A 22,952-nucleotide genomic window follows, 5' to 3' on the forward strand; every position below is an offset into this window, starting at 1 on the left:
CTGTAGGAGCTGGCGAAGCCTGCGATCTTTTGATCTTGATCTTGATCTTGATCTTGATCTTGATCTTGATCTTGATCTTGATCTTGATCTTGATCTTGATCTTGATCTTGATCTTGATCTTGATCTTGATCTTGATCTTGATCTTGATCTTTCGCTCTCGACTCAATTGTCTGGGGCAAGATCGCAGCCTCGTTGCACTCGACAGCTCCTACACAGCTCCTACATGGCTTCTACAGGGCCTTTTGGGAGCAAGTCCTATGGCTACAACAACGTCCCCCGGCAATCGAGCACCAGGCGCGCGCCGCCGTGTTCGCTGCTGCCCACCTCCAGCGTGAACCCATGCAGATTGACGATCGCCGCGACGATCGACAGGCCCAGGCCGAATCCGCCGTGCTGGCTGCTGCCCTCGGCACGGTAGAAGCGGCGGAACACGGCCTTGCGCTCCGCCTCGGGGATACCCGGGCCCGAATCGAGCACTTCGATGCGGGTGCTGTCGCCCTGATCGACCCCACGCAGGATCACTGTGCCTCCCGGCGGGGTGAACTTGATGGAGTTGCTCAGCAGGTTCGACACGGCCTCGAACAATAATGCCCGGTCGCCGTTGAGTAGGGGCAGGGCATCAGGCACCTCGAGGATGAAGGTCAGCTCGCCTTCCTCGGCCAGCGGCAGGTAAAAATCATGCAGCTCCTGCAATAACTGCAACGGGTCAAGGCGCACGAAACCCGAGCGCCGCTGCTGGTCTTCCAGCTCGGAGATCCGCAACAACCCCCGAAACCGCGCCATCAGGGTGTCGGTCTCGGCGATCACCTGATCCATTTGCAAGGCCTCGGGCGAGCCGTCCGGCGCTTGCTGCTGGATGCGATAAAGTTGGGCGCGCAGACGCGTCAAGGGGGTGCGCAGGTCATGGGCGATGTTATCGCACACGCCCTTGACCTCATTCATCAGGCGTTCGATGCGCTCGAGCATGGCATTGACGATCGCCGCCAGCATGTCCAGTTCGTCGCGCCGGCTCGACAGCGGCAGCCGATGGGTCAGGTCGCCGGCAACGATGGCTTCGGCACTGGCCTGCAGTTTGCGAATCCGCTGCAACGGTCGCCGGCGCAGCAGATGCCAGCCGGCGATACCCGGCAGGATCGTCAGCGATACACCCCAGAACAGTGCGTGCAAGATGATGCGGGTCACGGCGAACAACGAGCCATTGTCCCGCGCCAGGACCAGCCAGCGGCCGTCCTGGGTCCGGCTCGCCACCGCGTCACAACTGTCGGAAGGCACGCTGGGGTCGTCGGAATCGACGCAACCGCCGAGCATGTGGATCTTGCCATCCAACGGCAGGTCCGCCGGGATCCGCACGATCGGTCCGCTCAAGTGGCGCAGTTGCGGATCGAACAACCCGTAGGCGTCAACGCCGCGCTCGTCCAGCGTCAGGCTGGCCATGAGCGCATCTTCCAGTTGATCGCCATGGATCCGGGCGAACAGGTGCTGGCGCTGCATCAGGGAGTGCTTGGCCAGGCTGTCGAGGTAGCCAAACACTTCGTAATACATGACCCCCATCAGGATCGCGCTCCAGATCACGAACAGCGAACTGTACAGCGCCAGCAGGCGGCTGCTGGAGGAGCGCCAGCCTTTAGCAGGGTTCAGCAATGACATAGCCGGAACCCCGTACCGTGCGAATCAGCGGTTCCAGGCCCGGCGGGTCGATTTTCTTGCGCAGGCGGCCGATGTGGACATCGATCAGATTGGTGCCTGGGTCGAAGTGATAGCCCCAGACTTCCTCGAAAATCATCATGCGCGAGAGGATCTGCCCGCTGTTGCGCATCAGGAATTCGAGCAGTTTGTATTCGGTGGGCAGCAGGCTGAGCAGTTGCCCGTTGCGGCTGGCTTCGCGGCTGATCAGGTTCAGCTCCAGGTCGGCTACCCGCAGCACGGTTTCCGGCTCGCGGGCGCCATTGTTGCGCCGCAGCAGCACTTCGACCCGGGCGGCCATTTCGTCGGTGGCGAACGGTTTGGTCAGGTAATCGTCGCCGCCGGCCCGCAGGCCACGGACCCGCTCGTCCACGTCGGAGAGGGCGCTGATCATCAGGATCGGCGTGGCTACGCCCATGGTGCGCAGCGTGGTGACGATCACCAGGCCGTCGAGCTCGGGCAGCATGCGGTCGAGGGTGATCAGGTCGTAGTCGCCGCTTACCGCCCGCTCCAGGCCTTCGCGGCCGTTGTCGACCCAATCGACGTCCAGGCCGTTGCGGGTCAGCTCGGCGACGATTTCACGGGCGGTCACGGCGTCGTCTTCGATGGTCAGGATGCGGTTCATGGGCGGTACCGTGTTGGGAAATTGGTGCTATTGCGCAGCATTCTGCCAAAGAATACCTGTCGGCTTTCTGAAAAAAAGTTCATGAGCCGACGAGCCGATTCGCTGGCCTGGATCAACACTTGGTCACAAATAATCCCTAACATAAATTCCCTGCGCACTATCATGTGGCGTCCGTTGCCCTGCTTTGGCGCACTGCTGCTGCCGGGTACTGATGCGAACCGGTGATGGTGTGCCGCAAGGAGCCGAGCCCCCACAGAATCTTCAAGGAAGAGCAGTATGATGCAACCTTCAGACCTTCGACGCCGAAAATTCGATATCCAGCCGCTGGCAGAGGCCGACATGACGGTGCGCCTGGACGGGCAGGCTGTCAGCGCTGCCCACGGTGAAACCGTCCTCACCGTCATCCAGTCCCTTGGGCAACGTCAGGTGGCCCGCAACGATCACGACCAGATCAGCGGCGCGTACTGCGGCATGGGCGTGTGCCAATGCTGCCTGGTCAGGATCGACGGTCGCCACAAGCGCCGCGCCTGCCAGACCCTGGTGCGCCCTGGCATGCAGATCGAAACCCGGGTCAACCGCATCACCGAAACGGAGGCGCCATGAACCTCGATCCGGTGATTGTCGGCGGTGGGCCGGCGGGCATGGCCGCGGCCATTGAACTGGCCTCCCACGGCGTGCGCTGCACCTTGCTCGAAGAAGCGCCGCGCCTGGGTGGCGTGGTGTATCGCGGACCGTTGCGCGATGGCGTGCGCCTGGATTACCTGGGCCCGCGCTACAGCGAAGCCCTGGAGAAACTCCACGGTGAATTCCAGCAACACGCTGGCCTGATCGACGTGCGATTGAGCAGCCGGGTCATCGGTGCCGAAGGCTTCCGGGCGCTGATGCTGCTGGATGCCGACGAGCGCCTGGGCGAGGTCGCCTATTCCCATCTGGTCCTGGCGGCCGGTTGTCACGAACGCAGCGTGCCGTTTCCTGGCTGGACCCTGCCGGGCGTGATGATGCTCGGCGGCCTGCAATTGCAGATCAAGAGCGGTGTGGTCAAGCCGCCGAGCCCGGTGGTGATCGCGGGCACCGGTCCGTTGTTGCCACTGGTGGCTTGCCAACTGCACGCGTCGGGCGTGGCGGTGGCGGGGGTGTATGAGGCTTGTGCGTTCGGCCGGATCGCCAAGGAAAGCCTGGCGTTGCTGAACAAGCCGCAACTGTTCCTCGACGGCCTGAGCATGCTGGCCTACCTCAAGCTCAAACGCATTCCCGTGCGCTATGGCTGGGGCGTGGTGCAGGCTGACGGCGAGGGTGAGTTGAGCGTCGTTACCGTAGCGCCTTATTCCACGACCTGGGAACCCGACCTCAAACGCGCGGAACAGGTGCCGGCCCAGACGCTGGCGGTCGGCTACGGGTTTATCCCGCGGACTCAATTGAGCCAGCAGATGGGCCTGGAGCACGGTTTCAGTGACGACGGCTATTTGCGGGCCGTGTCCGATGCCTGGCAACAAAGCAGCGAAGCGCACATTCACCTGGCCGGCGACATGGGCGGGATTCGCGGCGGTGAAGCGGCCATGCTGAGTGGACGCATCGCGGCCCTGTCGATCCTGATGCAACGCAATGTGCTGGATCCGTCCACGGCCCTGGCGCACCGCGAACGCTACCAGGCGCAACTGGAGCGGATCATTCGCTTTCGCGCCGCTGTGGATCGCTACACCCAGCGTGGCGCCGGGCAAACCGCATTGCCGGCCGCCGATACGGTGATCTGCCGCTGCGAGCACGCCACCCGCGCCGACATCGACCGGGCGCTGGAGCAAGGCGTGCAAGACATGGCCAGCCTGAAGATGCGCACCCGCGTGAGCATGGGCGATTGCCAGGGGCGGATGTGCGTCGGCTATTGCAGCGACCGCTTGCGCGAGGCCACCGGGCGTGCCGACGTGGGCTGGCTGCGACCGCGTTTTCCCATCGATCCGATTCCCTTTTCAGCGTTCCAGAACGTCGGCATGGAGGCCGTTTCCCATGATTAAGAATTATGACGTGGTCATTGCCGGTGGCGGTGTGATCGGCGCCTCGTGCGCCTATCAACTGTCCAAGCGCAAACACCTGAAAGTCGCCCTGATCGACGCCAAGCGCCCCGGCAACGCGACCCGTGCGTCGGCCGGTGGCCTGTGGGCCATTGGCGAGTCGGTGGGCCTGGGCTGCGGGGTGATTTTCTTCCGCATGATGTCGGCCAACCGCAAGCGCCAGACCCAGGGCGCCGCGGTGGCGGTGGACGCCAGCACGCCGCACATCCTGCCCCAGTCGTTCTTTGATTTCGCCTTGCAGTCCAACGCGATGTATCCGCAGTTGCACCGCGAGTTGATCGACAACCATGGCATGGATTTCAAGTTCGAGGAAACCGGGCTCAAGTTCGTGATCTACGACGACGAAGACCGTTTGTACGCCGAGCACATCGTCGCCTGCATTCCTCACCTGGCGGACCAGGTGCGCTGGCTGGACCAGGCTGCCCTGCGTGAGGCGGAGCCGAGTGTCAGCCATGAAGCCTTGGGTGCGCTGGAGTTTCTCTGCGATCACCAGGTCAGTCCGTTCCGCCTGGCCGATGCCTACACCGAAGGCGCCCGGCAGAACGGTGTCGACCTGTTCTTCAACACCAGCGTGACCGAGGTGCTGCGCAGCGGCACGCGGGTGACAGGGGTGAAAACCGCCGAGGCGGGGACGTTCAACTGCCGGACCCTGATCAACGCGGCCGGTGCCTGGGCGGCGGACCTGAGTGAGCAGGCCACTGGGGTGCGGATTCCGGTCAAGCCGGTCAAGGGGCAGATCCTGCTGACCGAGCGCATGCCGAAAATCCTCAACGGCTGCCTGACCACCAGCGACTGCTACGTGGCGCAGAAAGACAACGGTGAGATCCTCATTGGCAGCACCACCGAAGACAAAGGCTTCGACGTGACCACGACCTATCCCGAGATCGAAGGGTTGGTGCAAGGCGCGGTGCGGTGTATCCCGCAGTTGGTCGACATCAACCTGAAACGAACCTGGGCCGGCCTGCGCCCGGGGTCTCCTGATGAATTGCCGATCCTGGGGCCGATGCGCGGGGTGGAAGGCTATCTCAATGCCTGCGGGCATTTCCGCACCGGCATCCTGACCTCGGCCATCACCGGGGTGCTGCTGGACAAGCTGGTGAACAACGAGCCATTGCCGCTGGACATCACCCCGTTCCTGGAAGATCGCTTCGAGGTGGCGCCGACAGTAAAGCCCCAGGAAATGGAACTGGCCTGAAGAAACTCGGTGAGGAACAAAAATCTCGCAGTCACCCGAAAACAAACTGTGTGCGAGCCTGTGGGAGCAAAGCTTGCTCGCGATAGCGGTCTACCAGTCAACATTGTTGCTGGATGATCCAGCGCTATCGCGAGCAAGCTTTGCTCCCACAGGTACTCTGGTTACCCCCAGGCTTTTTTGTTCACATCCAGTTATTCCATCGGCGTACTGACAAACGCCTCCAACCCTTCGGCATAGGCGGTGAACGCGCTGATCAACGGAAAAGCCTTGCCTTGCACCTGGTCCGGCACCACCAGGTTGGTGAAGCTCCAGGCCACTGCCACGGTGATGCCGGCCTGGTCGAGTTTGCCATCAGTGCCCAGCGGCGGCTGCTCCAGTTCCTGCTCCAGCATTCCATAAGCCGCCGCCAGTTGGCCTTCCACGCGTTCAACCCAAGGCGCGTGCTGGATCTCCGTTGGCCGCAGGTTGCGTTCGTAGTAGATCTGCACCGACTTCTCACAGGCCGCCAAGGCCAATCCAATCAGGCGCAGTGAGCGCACCCGCTGCCCAAGGTCGGCCGGCATCAAGCTTTTCCCCGGCGCGGCCAAGGCCTCCAGGTAATCGATGATCAACGTGGAGTCCATCAGCACCGTGCCATCGTCCAGCACCAGGGTCGGGGCCTTGACCACCGGGTTGATGCGCTGGAACTGTTCGAAATGCCTGAACACCGAAACGGACTCGTGCTCCAGGGTAACCCCCAGGCACTTGGCGGAAATGGCGACGCGTCTTACATAGGGTGAGTCCAGCATGCCGACCAGTTTCATGACTTCTCCTTGAGTAATTCTCTGCGGGCGTTAATCCTCGAACCCGACCTGTTCATGGATTTCATCGACCTTGAGTTCCAGTCGGTAAGCCACGGCGATGAACAACGCCTGGCACAGGCACAGCGTGGCACTCAGCGAACGGAAGGCGAACGAACTGCCTTCGTTGACCAGCAACACCGCGTTGGCCCGTTTGGCCAGGGGTGACAGGTTGCTGTCGGTGATGATCAGGGTCTTGGCCTGATGGTGCTGGGCAATGCGCAGGCAGTGCTGGGTTTCCTTGCCATAGGGCGTGAAGCTGATGGCGATGACCAGGTCGTTGGCGCGCACGCTGCGCATCTGCTCGCGGTAACTGCCGCCCAGGCCGGACACCAGGTGAATGCGTTTATTGGTGTGTTGCAGGTTGTAGACCAGGTAATCGGCCACCGCGAACGAGCGGCGCACACCTACCACGTAGATGTTGTCGGCGTTGACCACCAGGTCCACGGCCTTTTCGAACGCTTGGTCGTCCAGCTCCAACCCCAGGCGCTCGATGCCCGACAGGGTCGCGTTGACGCATTCACGGGCCAGGTCGCCGCCGCTGGCTTTCTGCGACTTGTTGGCGATCATGCTGCGGATGCGCTGCTGGTAGTTCTGCACCGGGGTGGTCTTGTGGGTGTAGGCCTCGCGGAACAACGCCTGCATTTCGCTGAACCCGCTGAAACCGAAACGCTGGGAAAACCTGACGATGGCCGAGGGGTGCACTTCGCATTCCCGGGCGATGTCGCTGATGCGGTCGACCATGATCCGGTCGCTCTGCTGGCTCATGTAGCTGGCAATGCGTTTGAGCTGGCGCGGCAGGCTTTCGTATTCATCGGTGATCAGTTGCAGCAGGCGCTCGGCATTGATCGGTGGGCTCGAGAGGGCGGGTTCGGACGCGCTCTCGGACGGCGCCGGCAGATCATCGGGGCGGGTCATAGAAAATCCTTCTGGCTTGTTCTTATAGGGCGGCCCGAAAAAAGGCCGGCCCTCGACAATAGGTTGGCTGGTCGCAGTCTACAGCGTAGGCGCAGGGAAAATCATGGGCGGACAAATGTTGCGGCATCTGCTGAAACGATGCACTGCGCCTGGTTCGCGTTGGTTATAGCGTATTGGAAAAAATATTCCACGTAAAAAATTTATAGAATAATTATTGATTATTGCGCTCTGCTCGTTTTAGTCTGCATTCACCAACAGCGCTGGCGTCGGTTTTGGCGACAAGCGCAGGCTGATAAAAATAACAGGAGCCAGCATGGGCCAGACTCGTTTTGCCAGTGGGCGTCAATTGGATGTGATCTGCCTGGGACGCCTGGGCGTCGACCTTTACGCGCAGCAAGTCGGCGCGCGCCTGGAAGATGTCGCAAGCTTCGCCAAGTACCTGGGCGGTTCGTCGGCCAACATCGCTTTCGGCACGGCACGCCTGGGGCTCCGGTCGGCGATGCTGAGCCGGGTAGGGGACGACCACATGGGCCGCTTCCTGGTGGAGTCCCTGGCACGTGAGGGCTGCGACGTCAGTGGCATCAAGGTCGATCCCGAACGCCTGACGGCCATGGTCCTGCTGGGGATCAAGGACCGGGAAACCTTTCCCCTGGTGTTCTACCGGGAAAATTGCGCCGACATGGCGTTGCGCGCCGAAGACATCGACGAAGCCTTCATTGCCTCCAGCAAGGCGCTGCTGATCACCGGCACGCATTTCTCTACCGATGGCGTCTACAAGGCCAGTACCCAGGCGCTGGATTACGCTGAGAAGCACAACGTCAAATGCGTGTTGGACATCGATTATCGGCCGGTGCTCTGGGGCCTGGCGGGCAAGGCTGATGGGGAAACCCGTTTTGTGGCCGACCAGAAGGTCAGCCAGCATGTGCAAGGCATCCTGCCGCGTTTCGATCTCATCGTTGGCACCGAAGAAGAATTCCTCATCGCTGGCGGCAGCGAAGACCTGCTGACCGCGCTGCGCACCGTGCGCTCGCTGACGGCGGCGACCCTGGTGGTCAAGCTTGGCCCGCAAGGTTGCACGGTGATTCATGGCGCCATTCCTGCCCGCCTTGAAGACGGCGCCCTTTACCCTGGTGTCCGGGTCGAAGTCTTGAATGTACTGGGCGCCGGTGATGCATTCATGTCGGGGTTCCTTGCCGGTTGGCTGGAGGACGCCAGCGATGAGCGCTGCTGTCAGTTGGCCAATGCCTGCGGCGGCCTGGTGGTGTCGCGCCATGCCTGTGCCCCGGCGATGCCGACCCGGGCCGAGCTCGACTATTTATTCAAGAGCCCGGTGCCGATTACCCGGCCGGACCAGGATGCCGTGCTGCAACGGCTGCACCAGGTCAGCGTGCCGCGCAAGACCTGGAAGCAACTGTTCATCTTTGCGTTCGACCATCGCTGGCAACTGGTGGAGCTGGCCCAGAAGGGCGGCCGCGACCTGAGCTGCATTGGTGACCTCAAGCAACTGTTCATCCAGGCGGTGGAGCGGGTCGAAGCCGATCTGCGGCGCCAAGGCGTCGAGGCCGACGTCGGTCTGCTGGCCGACCAACGCTTCGGCCAGGACTCGCTGAACGCTGCCACCGGTCGCGGCTGGTGGGTAGCGCGGCCGGTGGAAGTACAGAATTCGCGGCCGCTGGCGTTCGAGCATGGACGCTCCATTGGCAGCAACCTGATCGCCTGGCCGCAGGAACAGATCATCAAGTGCCTGGTGCAATTTCACCCTGATGACGAACCGCTGCTGCGCCTGGAGCAGGAAGCGCAATTGATGGGGCTGTACAAGGCTTCCCAGGTCAGCGGCCATGAATTGCTGCTGGAAGTCATTCCGCCCAAGGATCATCCGTCACCCCACCCGGACGTGCTCTATCGCGCCCTCAAGCGCCTCTACAACCTGGGTATTTTTCCGGCGTGGTGGAAGATCGAAGCCCAGAGCGCGGATGAATGGAAGCAGCTTGATGAGCTGATCCAGCAACGCGATCCGTATTGCCGTGGCGTGGTCCTGCTGGGCCTCAACGCCCCGGCCGCCACCCTGGCCGAAGGCTTCCGCCAGGCCAGCCAGAGCACCACCTGCCGCGGTTTCGCCGTGGGCCGCACGATCTTCCAGGAACCGAGCCGGGCCTGGCTGGCCGGGGAAATCGATGATGAAACGCTGATCCGGCAGGTGCAGGGCAGGTTTGTGGAGTTGATCGAGGCGTGGCGCAGTGCCCGTGCTTGATGTACAGGGCTTTTGTGGCCAGAGATTGCTCCCGCTGGACGCTGTAGGAGCTGGCGAAGCCTGCGATCTTTTGATCTTGATCGTTCGCTCTCGACTCAATTGGTATTGGAAAGATCGCAGCCTCGTTGCACTCGACAGCTCCTACAGGGCGCAGCCGAGCGGGAGCAATCTCTGGCCACAGGTGATCGGTTGAACATTAGAGACAACAATAAAAGGTGCAGCCATGCCCGCTATTCGAATTGGCATCAACCCGATTTCCTGGAGCAACGATGACTTGCCGTCGTTGGGCGGCGAGACGCCGTTGAGCACGGCGCTGAGCGAGGGCAAGGAAATCGGCTATGAAGGTTTTGAACTCAACGGCAAATTCCCCAAGGACGCCAAGGGCGTCGGCGATGTGCTGCGTCCTTATGACCTGGCGCTGGTCTCCGGCTGGTATTCCAGCCGCCTGGCCCGGCGTTCGGCGGCCGAGGAGATCGACGCCATCGCCAGCCACGTCGAGCTGCTGGCACAGAACGGCGCCAAGGTGCTGGTCTATGGTGAAGTCGCTGACTCCATTCAAGGCCAACGCATTTCACTGATCGAGCGCCCGCGTTTCCATACGGATGAAGCCTGGCAAGCCTACGCCGACAAACTCACCGAACTGGCGCGCTTCACCTTGTCCCGGGGCGTGCGCCTGGCCTATCACCACCACATGGGCGCCTACGTCGAGTCGCCGTCGGACATCGACAAGTTGATGGCCCTGACCGGCAGCGAAGTGGGCCTGCTGTTCGACTCGGGCCACTGCTACATGGGCGGTGGCGAACCGCTGCAGGTGCTGCGCAAACACATCGAGCGGGTCTGCCATGTGCACTTCAAGGACGTGCGCAAACCGGTGGTGCAACTGGCGCGCAATAATCTCTGGAGCTTCCCCGACTGCATCATCAACGGCACCTTCACCGTGCCGGGTGACGGCGACATCGACTTCGCCGCGTTGCTCGACGTCCTGCTGGCCGCCGATTACCAAGGCTGGCTGGTGGTGGAAGCCGAGCAGGACCCTGCCGTAGCACCGAGTTATGCCTACGCCAAGAAGGGCTACGACACGCTGCGTGCCTTGCTGCAAGAAAGGAGTCCGTCATGAGCCTGTTGATCAAGAGCCATTCCAGCGGTCGAACCATGGTCCAGTTGCCGGCAGGTGAGCTGGAATACGTCGGGTTCGCCGCCTACCGCCTGAGCCTGGGCGAAACCCTGCCGGTGGCCGCCGGTGACAAGGAATTGTGCCTGGTGCTGCTCAGCGGCCGCATCAGCCTCAAGGGCGAAGCGCCGGGGCAGGGGGCCTTCGATTGGGACAACCTCGGTGATCGCCAGTCGGTGTTCGAGGACAAGTCGCCTTATGCCGCTTACCTGCCGCCGGGCAGTCAGGCCCAGGTCACCGCGTTGAGCGATGTACAGATTGCCGTGTGCGCCGCGCCGGGGTCTGCGCAGAACGGTTATGGCCCACGGTTGATCCGTCCGGACAGCATGAAGCGCAGTGTGCGCGGCAAGGGCGCCAACACCCGTTATGTCTGCGACATCCTGCCCGACAGTGAACCGGCCCATTCGCTGCTGGTAGTGGAAGTGCGCACACCGTCGGGGCACTCCTCGAGCTACCCGCCGCACAAGCACGACACCGACGACCTGCCGCACCAGAGCTTCCTGGAAGAAACCTATTACCACCAGGTCAACCCGTCCCAAGGCTTCGTGTTCCAGCGGGTCTACACCGACGACCGCAGCATTGACCAGGCCATGGCCGTGGAGAACAGCGACCTGGTGGTGGTGCCCAAGGGTTACCACCCGGTCAGCGTGCCCTACGGGTACGAGTCGTATTACTTGAACGTCATGGCCGGCCCGAAGCGGGTCTGGCAGTTCCATAACGATCCGCAGCACAGCTGGCTGCTGGACCTCTGATTTCCAACATTCCCACGGAGAACAAGAACAATGAGTGACGCCCCGGTAGTAGGCCATTACCTCAACGGCCACGTGCAGGACCGCGATAGCACGCGGTTCAGCAATGTCTTCAACCCGGCCACCGGTGCGGTGCAGGCCCGGGTGGCCCTGGCCGAGCCGGGCACCGTCGACGCGGCCGTGGCCTCGGCGCTGGCGGCGTTCCCGGCCTGGTCCGAGCAGTCGTCATTGCGTCGTTCGCGGGTGATGTTCAAGTTCAAGGAACTGCTGGACCGGCACCACGACGAACTGGCGCAAATCATCAGCCGCGAACACGGCAAGGTACTGTCCGATGCCCACGGCGAAGTCACTCGCGGCATCGAGATCGTCGAGTACGCCTGCGGTGCGCCAAACCTGCTCAAGACCGATTTCAGCGACAACATCGGCGGCGGCATCGACAACTGGAACCTGCGCCAACCGCTGGGCGTTTGCGCCGGGGTCACGCCGTTCAACTTCCCGGTGATGGTGCCGTTGTGGATGATTCCCCTGGCGCTGGTCGCCGGTAACTGCTTCATCCTCAAGCCTTCGGAGCGCGATCCGTCCGCCAGCCTGCTGATGGCCCGGTTGCTGACCGAAGCCGGCTTGCCGGACGGTGTGTTCAACGTGGTCCAGGGCGACAAGGTGGCGGTGGATGCGCTGTTGCAGCACCCGGATATCGAAGCGATTTCCTTTGTCGGCTCCACGCCGATTGCCGAGTACATCCACCAGCAGGGCACGGCACACGGCAAGCGTGTGCAGGCCCTGGGCGGGGCCAAGAACCACATGATCGTCATGCCTGACGCCGACCTCGACCAGGCGGCGGATGCCTTGATCGGCGCCGCCTACGGCTCGGCCGGCGAGCGCTGCATGGCGATTTCCATTGCCGTGGCGGTGGGTGATGTGGGCGATGAATTGATTGCCAAGCTGTTGCCGCGCGTCGACCAACTGAAGATCGGTAACGGCCAGCAGCCCGGCACCGACATGGGGCCGCTGGTCACCGCCGAGCACAAGGCCAAGGTCGAAGGTTTCATCGACGCCGGCGTGGCCGAGGGCGCGCGCCTGATCGTCGATGGCCGTGGTTTCAAGGTGCCCGGGGCCGAGCAGGGCTTCTTTGTCGGCGCGACGCTGTTCGACCAGGTCACCGCCGAGATGAGCATCTACCAGCAGGAAATCTTCGGCCCGGTGCTGGGGATCGTTCGCGTACCGGATTTCGCCACGGCGGTGGCGCTGATCAACGCCCATGAGTTCGGCAATGGCGTGTCGTGCTTCACCCGTGACGGCGGCATTGCCCGGGCATTCGCCCGCAGTATCAAGGTCGGCATGGTCGGCATCAACGTGCCGATTCCGGTGCCCATGGCCTGGCATTCCTTTGGCGGCTGGAAGCGTTCGTTGTTCGGCGATCACCATGCCTACGGTGAAGAAGGCCTGCGCTTCTACAGCCGCTACAAAAGCGTGATGCAGCGCTGGCCCGACAGCATCGCCAAGGGTCCTGAATTCAGCATGCCGACTGCTCAATAACTCTTTTTTGAATGACTGCCGGAGGGAGAACAACAATGAACAAGCCCCTGCGTTTTGCCTTGAACCGAATGGTTGCGCCACGCCTGTCACTGCCCGCTTTCATCGACCTGGCCCTGGCGTTGAAAACCGACGCCATCGAGATCCGCAACGATCTGAAGGGCGTCGAGATCGAAGACGGCATGCCGCCGGCCCGGGTGCGCGAGTTGTGCGAGGCGCGCGGCATCAAGGTGCTGTCGATCAACGCCCTGTACCCCTTTGACGTGTGGAACGAAGAGCGCCGCGCCCAGGCCGTGCGGTTGGCCGACTACGCCCGCGAATGCGGCGCCGAGGGTCTGGTGATGTGCCCGCTCAATGATCGCGCCGACCCGCGCAGCGAGGCTGAACGCGCGGCGGGGCTGCGTACGGCCCTCAGTGAACTGGCGCCGATCCTGCGCGCCTTTGGCATCTACGGGTTCATCGAGCCCCTGGGTTTCGAAGAGTGCTCGTTGCGTCGCAAGCGCACGGCGGTGGAAGCGATCAAGAGCATTGGTGGGCTGGATGTGTTCCGCCTGGTGCACGACACCTTTCACCATCATTTGGCCGGTGAACAGGAATTCTTCCCTGAGCTGACCGGGCTGGTGCACATCTCTGGTGTCGAGGATGCCCAGGCGCCGCTGGCGACGATCCGTGACGGCCACCGGGTGCTGGTGGGCGCGGCTGACATCCTCGGCAATGCCGTGCAGATCGAGGCGCTGCGGGCCGGCGGCTACGAGGGCTATCTGTCCTTCGAACCGTTCGCCGAGAGCGTCCATGACCTGGCCGACATCCGCCAGGCGTTGGGGGCGAGCATGAACCACTTGCAAAGCTGCCAGGCCTGACCCGACTCCCTGAACGCTGGAGACCCCCTGTGGGAGCGAGCTTGCTCGCGATGACGGCGGCACACTCAACATCTAAGCTGCCTGACACACCGCTATCGCGAGCAAGCTCGCTCCCACACTTGACCGAGTTGCGTTTGAAAAGGTGCAAGCATGACCACAACACGACTGACCATGGCCCAGGCCCTGGTGAAATTCCTCGATAACCAGTACATCGAAGTCGATGGCGTCCAGAGCAAGTTCGTCGCCGGGGTGTTTACCATTTTTGGCCACGGCAACGTGCTGGGCCTGGGCCAGGCGCTGGAGCAGGACAGCGGCGACCTGGTGGTCCATCAGGGCCGTAACGAGCAAGGCATGGCCCACGCCGCCATCGGTTTTGCCAAGCAGCATCTGCGGCGCAAGATCTACGCCTGCAGCTCGTCGGTCGGCCCCGGTGCGGCGAACATGCTGACTGCCGCCGCCACCGCGACGGCGAACCGTATCCCCTTGCTGTTGCTGCCCGGCGATGTCTACGCCAGTCGCCAGCCGGACCCGGTGCTGCAGCAGATCGAGCAGTTCCATGACCTGAGCATCAGCACCAACGATGCCTTCAAGGCCGTGAGCAAATACTGGGATCGCATCAACCGCCCCGAGCAACTGATGACCGCCGCGATCCATGCCATGCGGGTGCTGACCGACCCGGCCGAAACCGGCGCGGTGACGCTGGCCTTGCCCCAGGACGTCCAGGCCGAAGCCTACGATTACCCGGATTACTTCCTGCAAAAACGCGTGCACCGCATTGACCGTCGCCCGGCCACCGAGGCGATGCTCGGCGATGCCCTGGCGCTGCTCAAGGGCAAGCGCCAGCCGTTGATCATCTGTGGCGGCGGCGTGCGCTACGCCGGCGCCAACGCCGCGTTGCAGGCCTTTGCCGAACGCTTCGACATTCCGTTCGCCGAGACCCAGGCGGGCAAGAGTGCGGTGGTGTCCAGTCACCCGCTGAACGTCGGCGGTGTCGGTGAAACCGGTTGCCTGGCGGCAAACCTGCTGGCCAAGAAAGCCGACCTGATCATCGGCATTGGCACCCGCTACAGCGATTTCACCACGGCATCGAAATGGCTGTTCCAGCATCCGGATGTGCAGTTCCTCAATCTCAACATCAGCCCGTGCGATGCGTTGAAGCTCGATGGCGTGCAACTGCTGGCCGACGCTCGTTCCGGCCTGGAGGCACTGTCCGCCGCGATGGGCGACTATCGCGCCGAATGGGGCGGGCAGATCGCCGATGCCAAGGCCCAGCTCGACGCGGAAGTGGATCGGATCTATCAGGCGGATTTCCAGACCGAGGATTTTGTCCCGGAAATCAACGACCACATGGACCCGGCGGTGTTTCGCGAATTCATCGAACTCACCGGTTCCTGCCTGACCCAGAGCCGCGTGCTCGGCACCCTCAACCAGACCCTGGCGGATGACGCCATCATCGTCGCCGCCGCTGGCAGCCTGCCCGGCGACTTGCAGCGCAGTTGGCGCAGCAAGGGCGTGAACACCTATCACGTCGAGTACGGTTATTCGTGCATGGGCTACGAGGTGAATGCGGCGCTGGGGGTGAAGCTCGCCGAGCCCGACAAAGAGGTCTACGCCCTGGTGGGCGACGGGTCCTACATGATGCTGCACTCGGAGCTGGCGACCTCGATCCAGGAGCGCCGCAAGATCAATGTGGTGCTGCTGGACAACATGACTTTCGGTTGCATCAACAACCTGCAAATGGAACACGGCATGGACAGCTTCGGCACCGAGTTCCGCTTCCGCAACCCGGACACCGGCAAGCTCGACGGCGGTTTTGTGCCGGTGGACTTCGCCATGAGCGCCGCCGCCTACGGTTGCAGGACCTATAAGGTCAAGACCCTCGACGAACTGCACGCGGCCCTGGCCGATGCGCGGCGCCAGAGCGTCTCGACGCTGATCGACATCAAGGTTTTGCCCAAGACCATGATCCACAAATACCTGTCGTGGTGGCGGGTCGGCGTGGCGCAGGTGTCCACCAGCGCCCGCACCGATGCGGTCGCCAAGACCCTCAACGAACGACTGGCCAAGGCCCGTCAATACTGATTGCCCCAACACTACGAAAGGAGTTCTCTACATGTCTTTGAAGCTGGGCGTCATCGGCACCGGGGCCATCGGCCAGGACCATATCCGTCGTTGCAGCCAGACCTTGCTCAACAGCCAGGTGGTGGCGGTGACCGACATCAACTTGCAACAAGCGGCCAAGGTCGTTGCCGATCTCAAGCTGACCGCCGAGGTCTACCCCGACGGTCATGCATTGATCAAGGCGCCGGACGTGGAGGCGATCCTCGTCACCTCCTGGGGCCCGAGCCACGAAGAGTTCGTGCTGGCGGCGATTGCGGCGGGCAAACCGGTGTTCTGTGAAAAGCCCCTGGCCGTCACGGCCGAAGGCTGTCGCAAGATCGTCGAGGCTGAAATCGCCCACGGCAAGCGCCTGGTGCAGGTCGGTTTCATGCGTCCGTACGATGAAGGTTATCGGGCACTGAAAGCGGTGATCGACAGCGGACAGATTGGCGAACCGCTGATGCTGCACTGTGCCCACCGCAACCCGAGCGTGGGCGAAAACTACAAGACCGACATGGCGATCACCGACACCTTGATCCATGAGCTGGATGTGTTGCGCTGGCTGCTGGCCGATGACTACGTGTCGGTGCAGGTGGTGTTCCCGCGCAAGACCAGCAAGGCCCTGGCCCATTTGCGCGACCCGCAGATCGTCCTGCTGGAAACCGCCCGGGGCACGCGCATCGATGTCGAGGTGTTCGTCAATTGCCAGTACGGCTACGACATCCAGTGCGAAGTGGTGGGGGAGGCCGGCATCGCCAAGCTCCCGGAACCGTCCCAGGTGCAACTGCGCAGCGGCGCCAAACTGTCGAATGCGATCCTGATGGACTGGAAGGACCGTTTCATTGCAGCTTATGACGTTGAACTGCAGGCCTTCATCGACGGCGTCCGCGCCGGGCAGGTGAGCGGGCCGTCGGCCTGGGATGGTTTTGCCGCAGCGGTGGCGGCGGATGCCTGTGTGGCAGCGCAGCAGAGTGGGCAGATCGTCAAGGTCGACCTGCCCGAGCGCCCGCGTTTCTACGGCTAACCACATTTCTCCTTTGGGGATGCGGTCAAATTGTGGGAGCGAGCCTGCTCGCGATAGCGTTGGGTCAGGCGATATTGATGCTGGCAGGCCTGACGCCATCGCGAGCARGCTCGCTCCCACAGGGATTGCATTCATTCAGTGACCAACAAGGAGCTTTCATGCGAATCGGACTAGTGGGCTACGGCAAGGGTGGGCGGTTCTTTCACGCGCCGCTGATCAGCAGCCTGCCCGGGGCTACGTTCGTCGGCGTGGTGACCCGGTCCGCTGAACGGCGCCAGCAACTGGCGAGTGATTATCCGCACGTCCAAGCCTTTGACTCCCTCGAACAATTGGTGGCGGCCGGCGTCGATGCGGTGGTGGTGTCCACGCCTTTGGAGGGTCGCCCGGCCATTGTGCTGCGGGCCATCGAACTCGGCGTGGCGGTGGTCAGCGACAAACCGTTCGCCCCTGACGCCGCACAGGCCGAGGCGCTGGTGCTGGCCGCCGAACGCCGCAACGTGCCACTGAGCGTGTACCAGAACCGCCGCTGGGATTCGGATTTCCTGACTCTGCGCAAGCTGTTGGCCTCCGGCGCCCTGGGGCAGGTCATTCGTTTTGAGTCCAGCGTCGAGCGCTATTCGCCGACCTCGGTCGGCAAAGGCAGCGGTGGCGGGTTCCTGCGCGATTTGGGCAGCCACCTGGTGGACCAGGCGTTGCAACTGTTCGGGCCGGTGGCGCGAGTCTACGCCGAGCTGGACTACCGCCAGCCCGACCAGGTGTTCGACAACGGCTTCTTCATGTCCTTGACCCATGCCAGCGGCGTGATTTCCCACTTGAGCGGCAACTGTGTGCAGAACGCAGCGCGCCCGCGCTTTCGGGTCAACGGCACCCAGGGCTGCTACACCGTAGAAGGCTTGGACGGACAAGAGGCCCAGGCGCTGGCCGGGTTGAGCCCGGCGACCGAGGGCGAACGCTGGGGCGCTGAAGAGCATCGGCGCTGGGGCTGGTTCGAACACGGCACCGAGCGCGAGCGGGTGACCTCGGAGCGTGGCTGCTGGCTGGCGTTCTACCAACACCTGCAAACCGCGTTGCAGGGCGCTGGCCCGCTGCCGGTGGAAGCCCGTGATGCACTGGCGACCACGCGCATCCTTGATGCTGCCAGGCAGAGTGCCGAGCAGGGCGAAGTGGTGCGGTTGTCCACGCCTGTCGGTCATGGAATAAAAGACGAATAAAATTCTAAAATGAGTTGATATGGAAAATATTTTCCAATAAAGTCAATTCCAGGTTACCGACAATCCTGTCTGTCTCCCGCCAAGCCAGCCTTGAACGGATGCCAGACGAAACAAAAACAAGAAACACAGCTAGGTACCGTCGATGAAAACCTTCAGCCGCTCTGCGTTTCACTTGTTACATCTGCTGCGCCTGTCCGCAGTCCTTCCCCTGTTCGAATCCCTGTGTATCCGGCGTAACGGCGCCATGGTGTGTTGCATGCCCGGCGCGCCCATCGTGCGCTTGCCCCGTTCCTGATCCGTCACGCCTTATCCATAAAACCAACAAAAAAGTGGAGAAAGACCGTTCATGAAGACCAAGACCCGTATCGCCTCGCTGGCCCTGTCGTTGATGCTCACCAGCGGCGCTGCCCTGGCGGACCTGAAGATCGGCGTCAGCATGTCCCAGTTCGATGACACCTGGTTGACGTACCTGCGCGAATCCATGGACAAGAAAGCCAAGTCCCTGCCGGACGGCGTCACCCTGCAGTTCGAAGACGCGCGCAGTGACGTGGTCAAGCAACTGAGCCAGGTGGAAAGCTTCATCAGCCAGAAGGTCGATGCGCTCATCGTCAACCCGGTGGACACCGCCGCGACCCAGCGCATCACCAAGGCCGCCGTGGCCGCCGGTATCCCACTGGTGTACGTCAACCGCCGCCCGGACGATCCGAAGTTGCCAGAAGGCGTGGTTACCGTGGCCTCCGATGACCTGGAAGCCGGCCGCATGCAGATGCAATACCTGGCCGACAAGATGGGCGGCAAGGGCGACATCGTGATCCTGCTGGGCGACCTGGCCAACAACTCCACCGCCAACCGCACCAAGGGCGTCAAAGAGGTGCTGGCCAAATACCCCAACATTAAGATCGAGCAGGAACAGACCGGTACCTGGTCCCGGGACAAGGGCATGACCCTGGTCAACGACTGGCTGACCCAGGGCCGCGAGTTCCAGGCCGTGGTGTCCAACAACGACGAGATGGCCATCGGCGCCGCCATGGCCCTCAAGCAAGCGGGCACCAAGAAGGGCAGCGTATTGATTGCCGGGGTCGATGGCACACCGGACGGCTTGAACGCGATCAAGAAAGGCGAGATGGCCGTCTCGGTGTTCCAGGACGCCAAGGGCCAAGCCGACGGCTCGATCGATACGGCGGTGAAAATGGTCAAGAAACAACCGGTCGAACAGTCCGTCTGGGTGCCGTATCGCCTGATCACGCCGGAAAACGTCGATCAGTTCAAGTGACGTTTAACGCACCGGTCCCACCACAACAATAAACAGGCAAGGTTGCAACGCCGACCTTGCCGAGGGAGTACCTGATCATGTTCGCTTCAGCGACTGCTTCGAGCGCCCCGGCGATGACTTTCCGGCCGGACGTATTACCTGATGAACCGTATCTGCTGGAAGTCGTCAATGTCAGCAAAGGCTTTCCCGGCGTGGTGGCCCTGTCCGATGTACAACTGCGGGTACGCCCCGGTTCCGTGCTGGCCCTGATGGGCGAGAATGGCGCGGGCAAATCCACCTTGATGAAAATCATCGCCGGTATCTACCAGCCGGACGCCGGCGAACTGCGCCTGCGCGGCAAGCCGGTGACGTTCGACACGCCGCTGGCGGCCTTGCAGGCCGGCATCGCGATGATCCATCAGGAACTGAACCTGATGCCCCACATGAGCATCGCCGAAAACATCTGGATCGGTCGCGAGCAGCTCAATGGCCTGCACATGGTCGACCATGGCGAAATGCATCGCTGTACCGCCCGGTTGCTGGAACGCCTGCGCATCAAGCTCGACCCCGAGGAGCAGGTCGGCAACCTGAGCATCGCCGAGCGGCAGATGGTAGAGATTGCCAAGGCCGTGTCCTACGACTCCGACATCCTGATCATGGACGAGCCGACCTCGGCCATTACCGAGACCGAAGTCGCCCACCTGTTCTCGATCATTGCCGACCTCAAGTCCCAAGGTAAGGGCATCATCTACATCACCCACAAAATGAACGAGGTGTTTGCCATCGCCGATGAAGTGGCGGTGTTTCGCGACGGTGCCTACATCGGCCTGCAACGGGCCGACAGCATGGACGGCGACAGCCTGATTTCGATGATGGTCGGGCGCGAACTGAGCCAGTTGTTCCCGGTGCGCGAGCAACCCATCGGCGATTTGGTGCTGTCGGTGCGCGACCTGAGCCTGGACGGCATCTTCAAAGGCGTGTCCTTCGACCTGCATGCCGGGGAGATCCTGGGCATCGCCGGGTTGATGGGCTCGGGCCGGACCAACGTGGCCGAGGCGATTTTCGGCGTGACCCCGAGTACCGGAGGCGAAATCCTGCTGGACGGCCAACCGGTGCGCATCAGCGATCCGCACATGGCCATCGAGAAAGGCTTCGCGCTGTTGACCGAGGACCGCAAACTCAGTGGCCTGTTCCCGTGCCTGTCGGTGCTGGAAAACATGGAGATGGCCGTGCTGCCTCATTATGTGGGCAACGGCTTCATCCAGCAGAAAGCCCTGCGCGCCTTGTGTGAGGACATGTGCAAGAAGCTGCGGGTCAAGACCCCGTCGCTGGAGCAGTGCATCGACACGTTGTCTGGCGGTAACCAGCAGAAAGCGCTGCTGGCCCGCTGGCTGATGACCAACCCGCGCATCCTGATCCTCGACGAGCCGACCCGTGGCATCGATGTCGGTGCCAAGGCCGAGATCTACCGACTGATTTCCTACCTCGCCAGCGAAGGCATGGCGGTGATCATGATTTCCTCGGAGCTGCCGGAAGTACTGGGCATGAGCGACCGGGTCATGGTGATGCACGAAGGCGACCTGATGGGCACCCTCGACCGCAGCGAAGCGACCCAGGAACGAGTCATGCAATTGGCTTCAGGCCTGTCCTGATGCCCGTCAGTCCAGATAAAAAAGGTGAATGGTTATGAACGCGATACTGGAAAACAAACCCGCGGCCGCACCGGCCAGGGCGCGCCGGCGACTGCCGACGGAGCTGAGTATCTTCCTGGTGCTGATCGGCATCGGCCTGGTGTTCGAAATGTTCGGCTGGATCATGCGCGACCAGAGTTTCCTGATGAACTCCCAGCGCCTGGTGTTGATGATCCTGCAAGTGTCGATCATCGGCCTGCTGGCCATCGGCGTGACCCAGGTGATCATCACCACCGGTATCGACCTGTCGTCCGGCTCGGTGCTGGCGCTGTCGGCCATGATCGCCGCCAGCCTGGCCCAGACTTCTGACTTCGCCCGGGCGGTGTTTCCCTCCTTGACGGACTTGCCGGTGTGGATACCAGTGGTGGCGGGGCTCGGGGTAGGGCTGCTGGCCGGGGCGATCAACGGCAGCATCATCGCCGTTACCGGTATTCCGCCGTTCATTGCGACCCTCGGCATGATGGTCTCGGCCCGTGGCCTGGCGCGCTACTACACCGAAGGCCAACCGGTGAGCATGCTGTCCGATTCCTATACCGCCATTGGGCATGGCGCGATGCCGGTGATCATCTTCCTGGTGGTAGCAGTGATCTTCCACATCGCCCTGCGCTACACCAAGTATGGCAAGTACACCTATGCCATCGGCGGCAACATGCAGGCGGCGCGTACCTCGGGCATCAACGTCAAGCGCCACCTGGTGATCGTCTACAGCATTGCCGGGTTGCTGGCCGGGTTGGCCGGCGTGGTGGCCTCGGCGCGGGCGGCGACCGGGCAGGCGGGCATGGGCATGTCCTATGAACTGGACGCGATTGCCGCGGCCGTGATCGGCGGCACCAGCCTGGCGGGCGGGGTGGGGCGCATCACCGGCACCGTGATCGGGGCGCTGATCCTTGGGGTGATGGCCAGCGGTTTCACCTTCGTCGGGGTCGATGCCTACATCCAGGACATCATCAAGGGGCTGATCATCGTGGTGGCGGTGGTCATCGACCAGTACCGCAACAAGCGCAAACTCAAGCGCTGATACCCGGGAAGTTGCGACAAAGCGCCACGCCTGACCCGCGTGGCGTTGCCATTTGTCTTCTTAATACAGCTATTGCACCGAATTTCTTGTTATAAACGCACTCCGATGACTGCCAAAAGCCTGTCAGAGAACATTTGAAGGGGTTGTCGGACATTTTCCCTATGTTTTCAGTTGCTGAGGCCTCGACTCGGCCTTAGACTGCCGCCCCTCTTAAATTGAGTGCCGGGTGGCGCTTGGAATAGACGGCGCCTTCCTGATGAGCGTGGCAGCTGCGCTGCGGGACGCTCCATAATTCGCCTTAATGCACGTTTTTTTATAGAGATATCAATGACAAAGGAAAAGTTGCTGGCCATGCCGGCGGATGACTACATGAATGCCGAGCAGCTGGCTTTCTTCACCAAGCTGTTGCAGAACATGAAGGTCGAAACCCACGAGCGCATCGAACAGAACCGAATCGCCATTGAGAGCCTGGACACCCCGGCTGACCCGGCGGACGCTGCTTCCGTAGAAGAAGAGCGTACCTGGCTGGTCAACGCCATTGATCGCGACCAGCGCATGCTGCCTCAGTTGGAGCAGGCCCTGGACCGTATCAACGACGACAGCTTCGGCTGGTGCGACGACAGCGGCGAGGCTATTGGCCTCAAGCGCCTGCTGATCAGCCCGACCACCAAGTACTGCATCGAAGCCCAGGAACGTCACGAACAGATCGACAAGCACCAGCGTCAGGCCTGATTCGCGTTTTCCAAAAAAGATCGCGACCTTTTGA

At 62.2% G+C, this 22,952-nt stretch carries 19 protein-coding genes; 15 read left to right on the forward strand and 4 right to left on the reverse strand.

All coding sequences use genetic code 11. The features are described 5' to 3' along the window. Positions 1–261 precede the first annotated feature (261 nt). Both AB4Z20_RS24865 and AB4Z20_RS24870 read right to left on the reverse strand, forming a co-directional pair. Positions 262–1,647 carry a sensor histidine kinase gene (locus AB4Z20_RS24865; RefSeq protein WP_214512658.1) on the reverse strand — a complete coding sequence of 462 codons (1,386 nt, stop codon included), beginning with the start codon at positions 1,645–1,647 and terminating at the stop codon, positions 262–264. Further along, positions 1,625–2,308, reverse strand: a complete 684-nt coding sequence (locus AB4Z20_RS24870; protein ID WP_003202897.1) for a response regulator transcription factor — start codon at positions 2,306–2,308, stop codon at positions 1,625–1,627. The genes AB4Z20_RS24865 and AB4Z20_RS24870 overlap by 23 nt, the downstream gene beginning before the upstream one ends. Positions 2,309–2,584: 276 nt before the next feature. Here AB4Z20_RS24870 and hcnA point away from each other — a divergent pair, with 276 nt between their 5' ends. From hcnA to hcnC, 3 genes are read left to right on the forward strand one after another with little or no spacing between them, the layout of a single operon-like run. After that, the gene (gene hcnA, locus AB4Z20_RS24875; protein ID WP_258688513.1) at positions 2,585–2,911 is read left to right on the forward strand and encodes a cyanide-forming glycine dehydrogenase subunit HcnA; all 327 of its coding nucleotides are present in this window, start codon (positions 2,585–2,587) and stop codon (positions 2,909–2,911) included. Beyond that, positions 2,908–4,317 (forward strand): cyanide-forming glycine dehydrogenase subunit HcnB, encoded by a 1,410-nt coding sequence (gene hcnB, locus AB4Z20_RS24880; RefSeq protein ID WP_442090796.1) that lies wholly within the window; start codon positions 2,908–2,910, stop codon positions 4,315–4,317. The genes hcnA and hcnB overlap by 4 nt, the downstream gene beginning before the upstream one ends. Continuing rightward, on the forward strand, positions 4,310–5,569 hold the full coding sequence (gene hcnC, locus AB4Z20_RS24885; RefSeq protein WP_258688505.1) for a cyanide-forming glycine dehydrogenase subunit HcnC: 1,260 nt from the start codon (positions 4,310–4,312) through the stop codon (positions 5,567–5,569). The genes hcnB and hcnC overlap by 8 nt, the downstream gene beginning before the upstream one ends. A 191-nt stretch (positions 5,570–5,760) precedes the next feature. Here hcnC and AB4Z20_RS24890 read toward each other — a convergent pair whose 3' ends face one another. Continuing rightward, positions 5,761–6,372, reverse strand: coding sequence for a glutathione S-transferase (locus AB4Z20_RS24890; RefSeq protein ID WP_442090798.1), 612 nt, complete (start codon positions 6,370–6,372; stop codon positions 5,761–5,763). A gap of 30 nt (positions 6,373–6,402) precedes the next feature. Further along, positions 6,403–7,326 (reverse strand): MurR/RpiR family transcriptional regulator, encoded by a 924-nt coding sequence (locus AB4Z20_RS24895; RefSeq protein ID WP_014337867.1) that lies wholly within the window; start codon positions 7,324–7,326, stop codon positions 6,403–6,405. 313 nt (positions 7,327–7,639) lie between these two features. On the opposite strand from AB4Z20_RS24895, the gene AB4Z20_RS24900 reads away from it, so the two are divergent. The 12 genes from AB4Z20_RS24900 (at position 7,640) to AB4Z20_RS24955 (ending at position 22,918) form a co-directional block, all read left to right on the forward strand. After that, complete coding sequence (locus tag AB4Z20_RS24900; protein ID WP_258688499.1) at positions 7,640–9,577, forward strand: bifunctional 5-dehydro-2-deoxygluconokinase/5-dehydro-2-deoxyphosphogluconate aldolase; 1,938 nt, start codon at positions 7,640–7,642, stop codon at positions 9,575–9,577. A gap of 223 nt (positions 9,578–9,800) precedes the next feature. Then, positions 9,801–10,694 carry a myo-inosose-2 dehydratase gene (gene iolE, locus AB4Z20_RS24905; RefSeq protein ID WP_024618169.1) on the forward strand — a complete coding sequence of 298 codons (894 nt, stop codon included), beginning with the start codon at positions 9,801–9,803 and terminating at the stop codon, positions 10,692–10,694. Next, entirely contained in the window at positions 10,691–11,500 is an 810-nt protein-coding gene (gene iolB / locus AB4Z20_RS24910) for a 5-deoxy-glucuronate isomerase (protein ID WP_253475751.1), read from the forward strand. Before iolE ends, iolB begins: the two co-directional genes overlap by 4 nt. A gap of 30 nt (positions 11,501–11,530) precedes the next feature. Beyond that, positions 11,531–13,033: a CoA-acylating methylmalonate-semialdehyde dehydrogenase gene (locus AB4Z20_RS24915; protein ID WP_442090801.1), complete on the forward strand. Its 1,503-nt coding sequence runs from the start codon at positions 11,531–11,533 to the stop codon at positions 13,031–13,033. A 35-nt stretch (positions 13,034–13,068) separates the two neighbouring features. Beyond that, the gene (locus AB4Z20_RS24920; RefSeq protein WP_253475748.1) at positions 13,069–13,890 is read left to right on the forward strand and encodes a TIM barrel protein; all 822 of its coding nucleotides are present in this window, start codon (positions 13,069–13,071) and stop codon (positions 13,888–13,890) included. Between the two features lie 150 nt (positions 13,891–14,040). Beyond that, positions 14,041–15,972: a 3D-(3,5/4)-trihydroxycyclohexane-1,2-dione acylhydrolase (decyclizing) gene (iolD, locus tag AB4Z20_RS24925; protein ID WP_320388834.1), complete on the forward strand. Its 1,932-nt coding sequence runs from the start codon at positions 14,041–14,043 to the stop codon at positions 15,970–15,972. A 31-nt stretch (positions 15,973–16,003) separates the two neighbouring features. Next, a complete protein-coding gene (locus tag AB4Z20_RS24930; protein WP_320388832.1) occupies positions 16,004–17,014 on the forward strand; it encodes a Gfo/Idh/MocA family protein in 1,011 nt (336 codons plus the stop codon). A 158-nt stretch (positions 17,015–17,172) separates the two neighbouring features. After that, a complete protein-coding gene (locus AB4Z20_RS24935; protein ID WP_442090805.1) occupies positions 17,173–18,225 on the forward strand; it encodes a Gfo/Idh/MocA family protein in 1,053 nt (350 codons plus the stop codon). Between the two features lie 346 nt (positions 18,226–18,571). Next, positions 18,572–19,498 (forward strand): sugar ABC transporter substrate-binding protein, encoded by a 927-nt coding sequence (locus AB4Z20_RS24940; RefSeq protein WP_214512667.1) that lies wholly within the window; start codon positions 18,572–18,574, stop codon positions 19,496–19,498. Positions 19,499–19,575: 77 nt separating this feature from the next. Further along, the gene (locus AB4Z20_RS24945; protein WP_253475738.1) at positions 19,576–21,129 is read left to right on the forward strand and encodes a sugar ABC transporter ATP-binding protein; all 1,554 of its coding nucleotides are present in this window, start codon (positions 19,576–19,578) and stop codon (positions 21,127–21,129) included. Positions 21,130–21,163: 34 nt separating this feature from the next. Next, on the forward strand, positions 21,164–22,186 hold the full coding sequence (locus tag AB4Z20_RS24950) for an ABC transporter permease (RefSeq protein ID WP_003202861.1): 1,023 nt from the start codon (positions 21,164–21,166) through the stop codon (positions 22,184–22,186). Between the two features lie 327 nt (positions 22,187–22,513). Continuing rightward, positions 22,514–22,918 carry a TraR/DksA family transcriptional regulator gene (locus AB4Z20_RS24955; RefSeq protein WP_003180518.1) on the forward strand — a complete coding sequence of 135 codons (405 nt, stop codon included), beginning with the start codon at positions 22,514–22,516 and terminating at the stop codon, positions 22,916–22,918. The last annotated feature ends 34 nt before the right edge of the window (positions 22,919–22,952 follow it).

Source organism: Pseudomonas sp. KB_12 (genome assembly GCF_052114545.1).
In the GTDB taxonomy this organism is placed as follows: Bacteria; Pseudomonadota; Gammaproteobacteria; order Pseudomonadales; family Pseudomonadaceae; genus Aquipseudomonas; species Aquipseudomonas brassicacearum.

What these genes read in the sequence shown, in the direction of transcription:
- AB4Z20_RS24900 (WP_258688499.1), top strand. Translation starts at nt 7,640, where the DNA reads ATGGGCCAGACTCGTTTTGCCAGTGGGCGTCAATTGGATGTGATCTGC.
- hcnA (WP_258688513.1), top strand. Translation starts at nt 2,585, where the DNA reads ATGATGCAACCTTCAGACCTTCGACGCCGAAAATTCGATATCCAGCCG.
- AB4Z20_RS24950 (WP_003202861.1), top strand. Translation starts at nt 21,164, where the DNA reads ATGAACGCGATACTGGAAAACAAACCCGCGGCCGCACCGGCCAGGGCG.
- AB4Z20_RS24945 (WP_253475738.1), top strand. Translation starts at nt 19,576, where the DNA reads ATGTTCGCTTCAGCGACTGCTTCGAGCGCCCCGGCGATGACTTTCCGG.
- AB4Z20_RS24935 (WP_442090805.1), top strand. Translation starts at nt 17,173, where the DNA reads ATGCGAATCGGACTAGTGGGCTACGGCAAGGGTGGGCGGTTCTTTCAC.
- AB4Z20_RS24865 (WP_214512658.1), bottom strand. Translation starts at nt 1,647, where the DNA reads ATGTCATTGCTGAACCCTGCTAAAGGCTGGCGCTCCTCCAGCAGCCGC.
- AB4Z20_RS24955 (WP_003180518.1), top strand. Translation starts at nt 22,514, where the DNA reads ATGACAAAGGAAAAGTTGCTGGCCATGCCGGCGGATGACTACATGAAT.
- AB4Z20_RS24890 (WP_442090798.1), bottom strand. Translation starts at nt 6,372, where the DNA reads ATGAAACTGGTCGGCATGCTGGACTCACCCTATGTAAGACGCGTCGCC.
- AB4Z20_RS24930 (WP_320388832.1), top strand. Translation starts at nt 16,004, where the DNA reads ATGTCTTTGAAGCTGGGCGTCATCGGCACCGGGGCCATCGGCCAGGAC.
- iolE (WP_024618169.1), top strand. Translation starts at nt 9,801, where the DNA reads ATGCCCGCTATTCGAATTGGCATCAACCCGATTTCCTGGAGCAACGAT.
- hcnB (WP_442090796.1), top strand. Translation starts at nt 2,908, where the DNA reads ATGAACCTCGATCCGGTGATTGTCGGCGGTGGGCCGGCGGGCATGGCC.
- iolB (WP_253475751.1), top strand. Translation starts at nt 10,691, where the DNA reads ATGAGCCTGTTGATCAAGAGCCATTCCAGCGGTCGAACCATGGTCCAG.
- AB4Z20_RS24920 (WP_253475748.1), top strand. Translation starts at nt 13,069, where the DNA reads ATGAACAAGCCCCTGCGTTTTGCCTTGAACCGAATGGTTGCGCCACGC.
- iolD (WP_320388834.1), top strand. Translation starts at nt 14,041, where the DNA reads ATGACCACAACACGACTGACCATGGCCCAGGCCCTGGTGAAATTCCTC.
- AB4Z20_RS24870 (WP_003202897.1), bottom strand. Translation starts at nt 2,308, where the DNA reads ATGAACCGCATCCTGACCATCGAAGACGACGCCGTGACCGCCCGTGAA.
- hcnC (WP_258688505.1), top strand. Translation starts at nt 4,310, where the DNA reads ATGATTAAGAATTATGACGTGGTCATTGCCGGTGGCGGTGTGATCGGC.
- AB4Z20_RS24895 (WP_014337867.1), bottom strand. Translation starts at nt 7,326, where the DNA reads ATGACCCGCCCCGATGATCTGCCGGCGCCGTCCGAGAGCGCGTCCGAA.
- AB4Z20_RS24940 (WP_214512667.1), top strand. Translation starts at nt 18,572, where the DNA reads ATGAAGACCAAGACCCGTATCGCCTCGCTGGCCCTGTCGTTGATGCTC.
- AB4Z20_RS24915 (WP_442090801.1), top strand. Translation starts at nt 11,531, where the DNA reads ATGAGTGACGCCCCGGTAGTAGGCCATTACCTCAACGGCCACGTGCAG.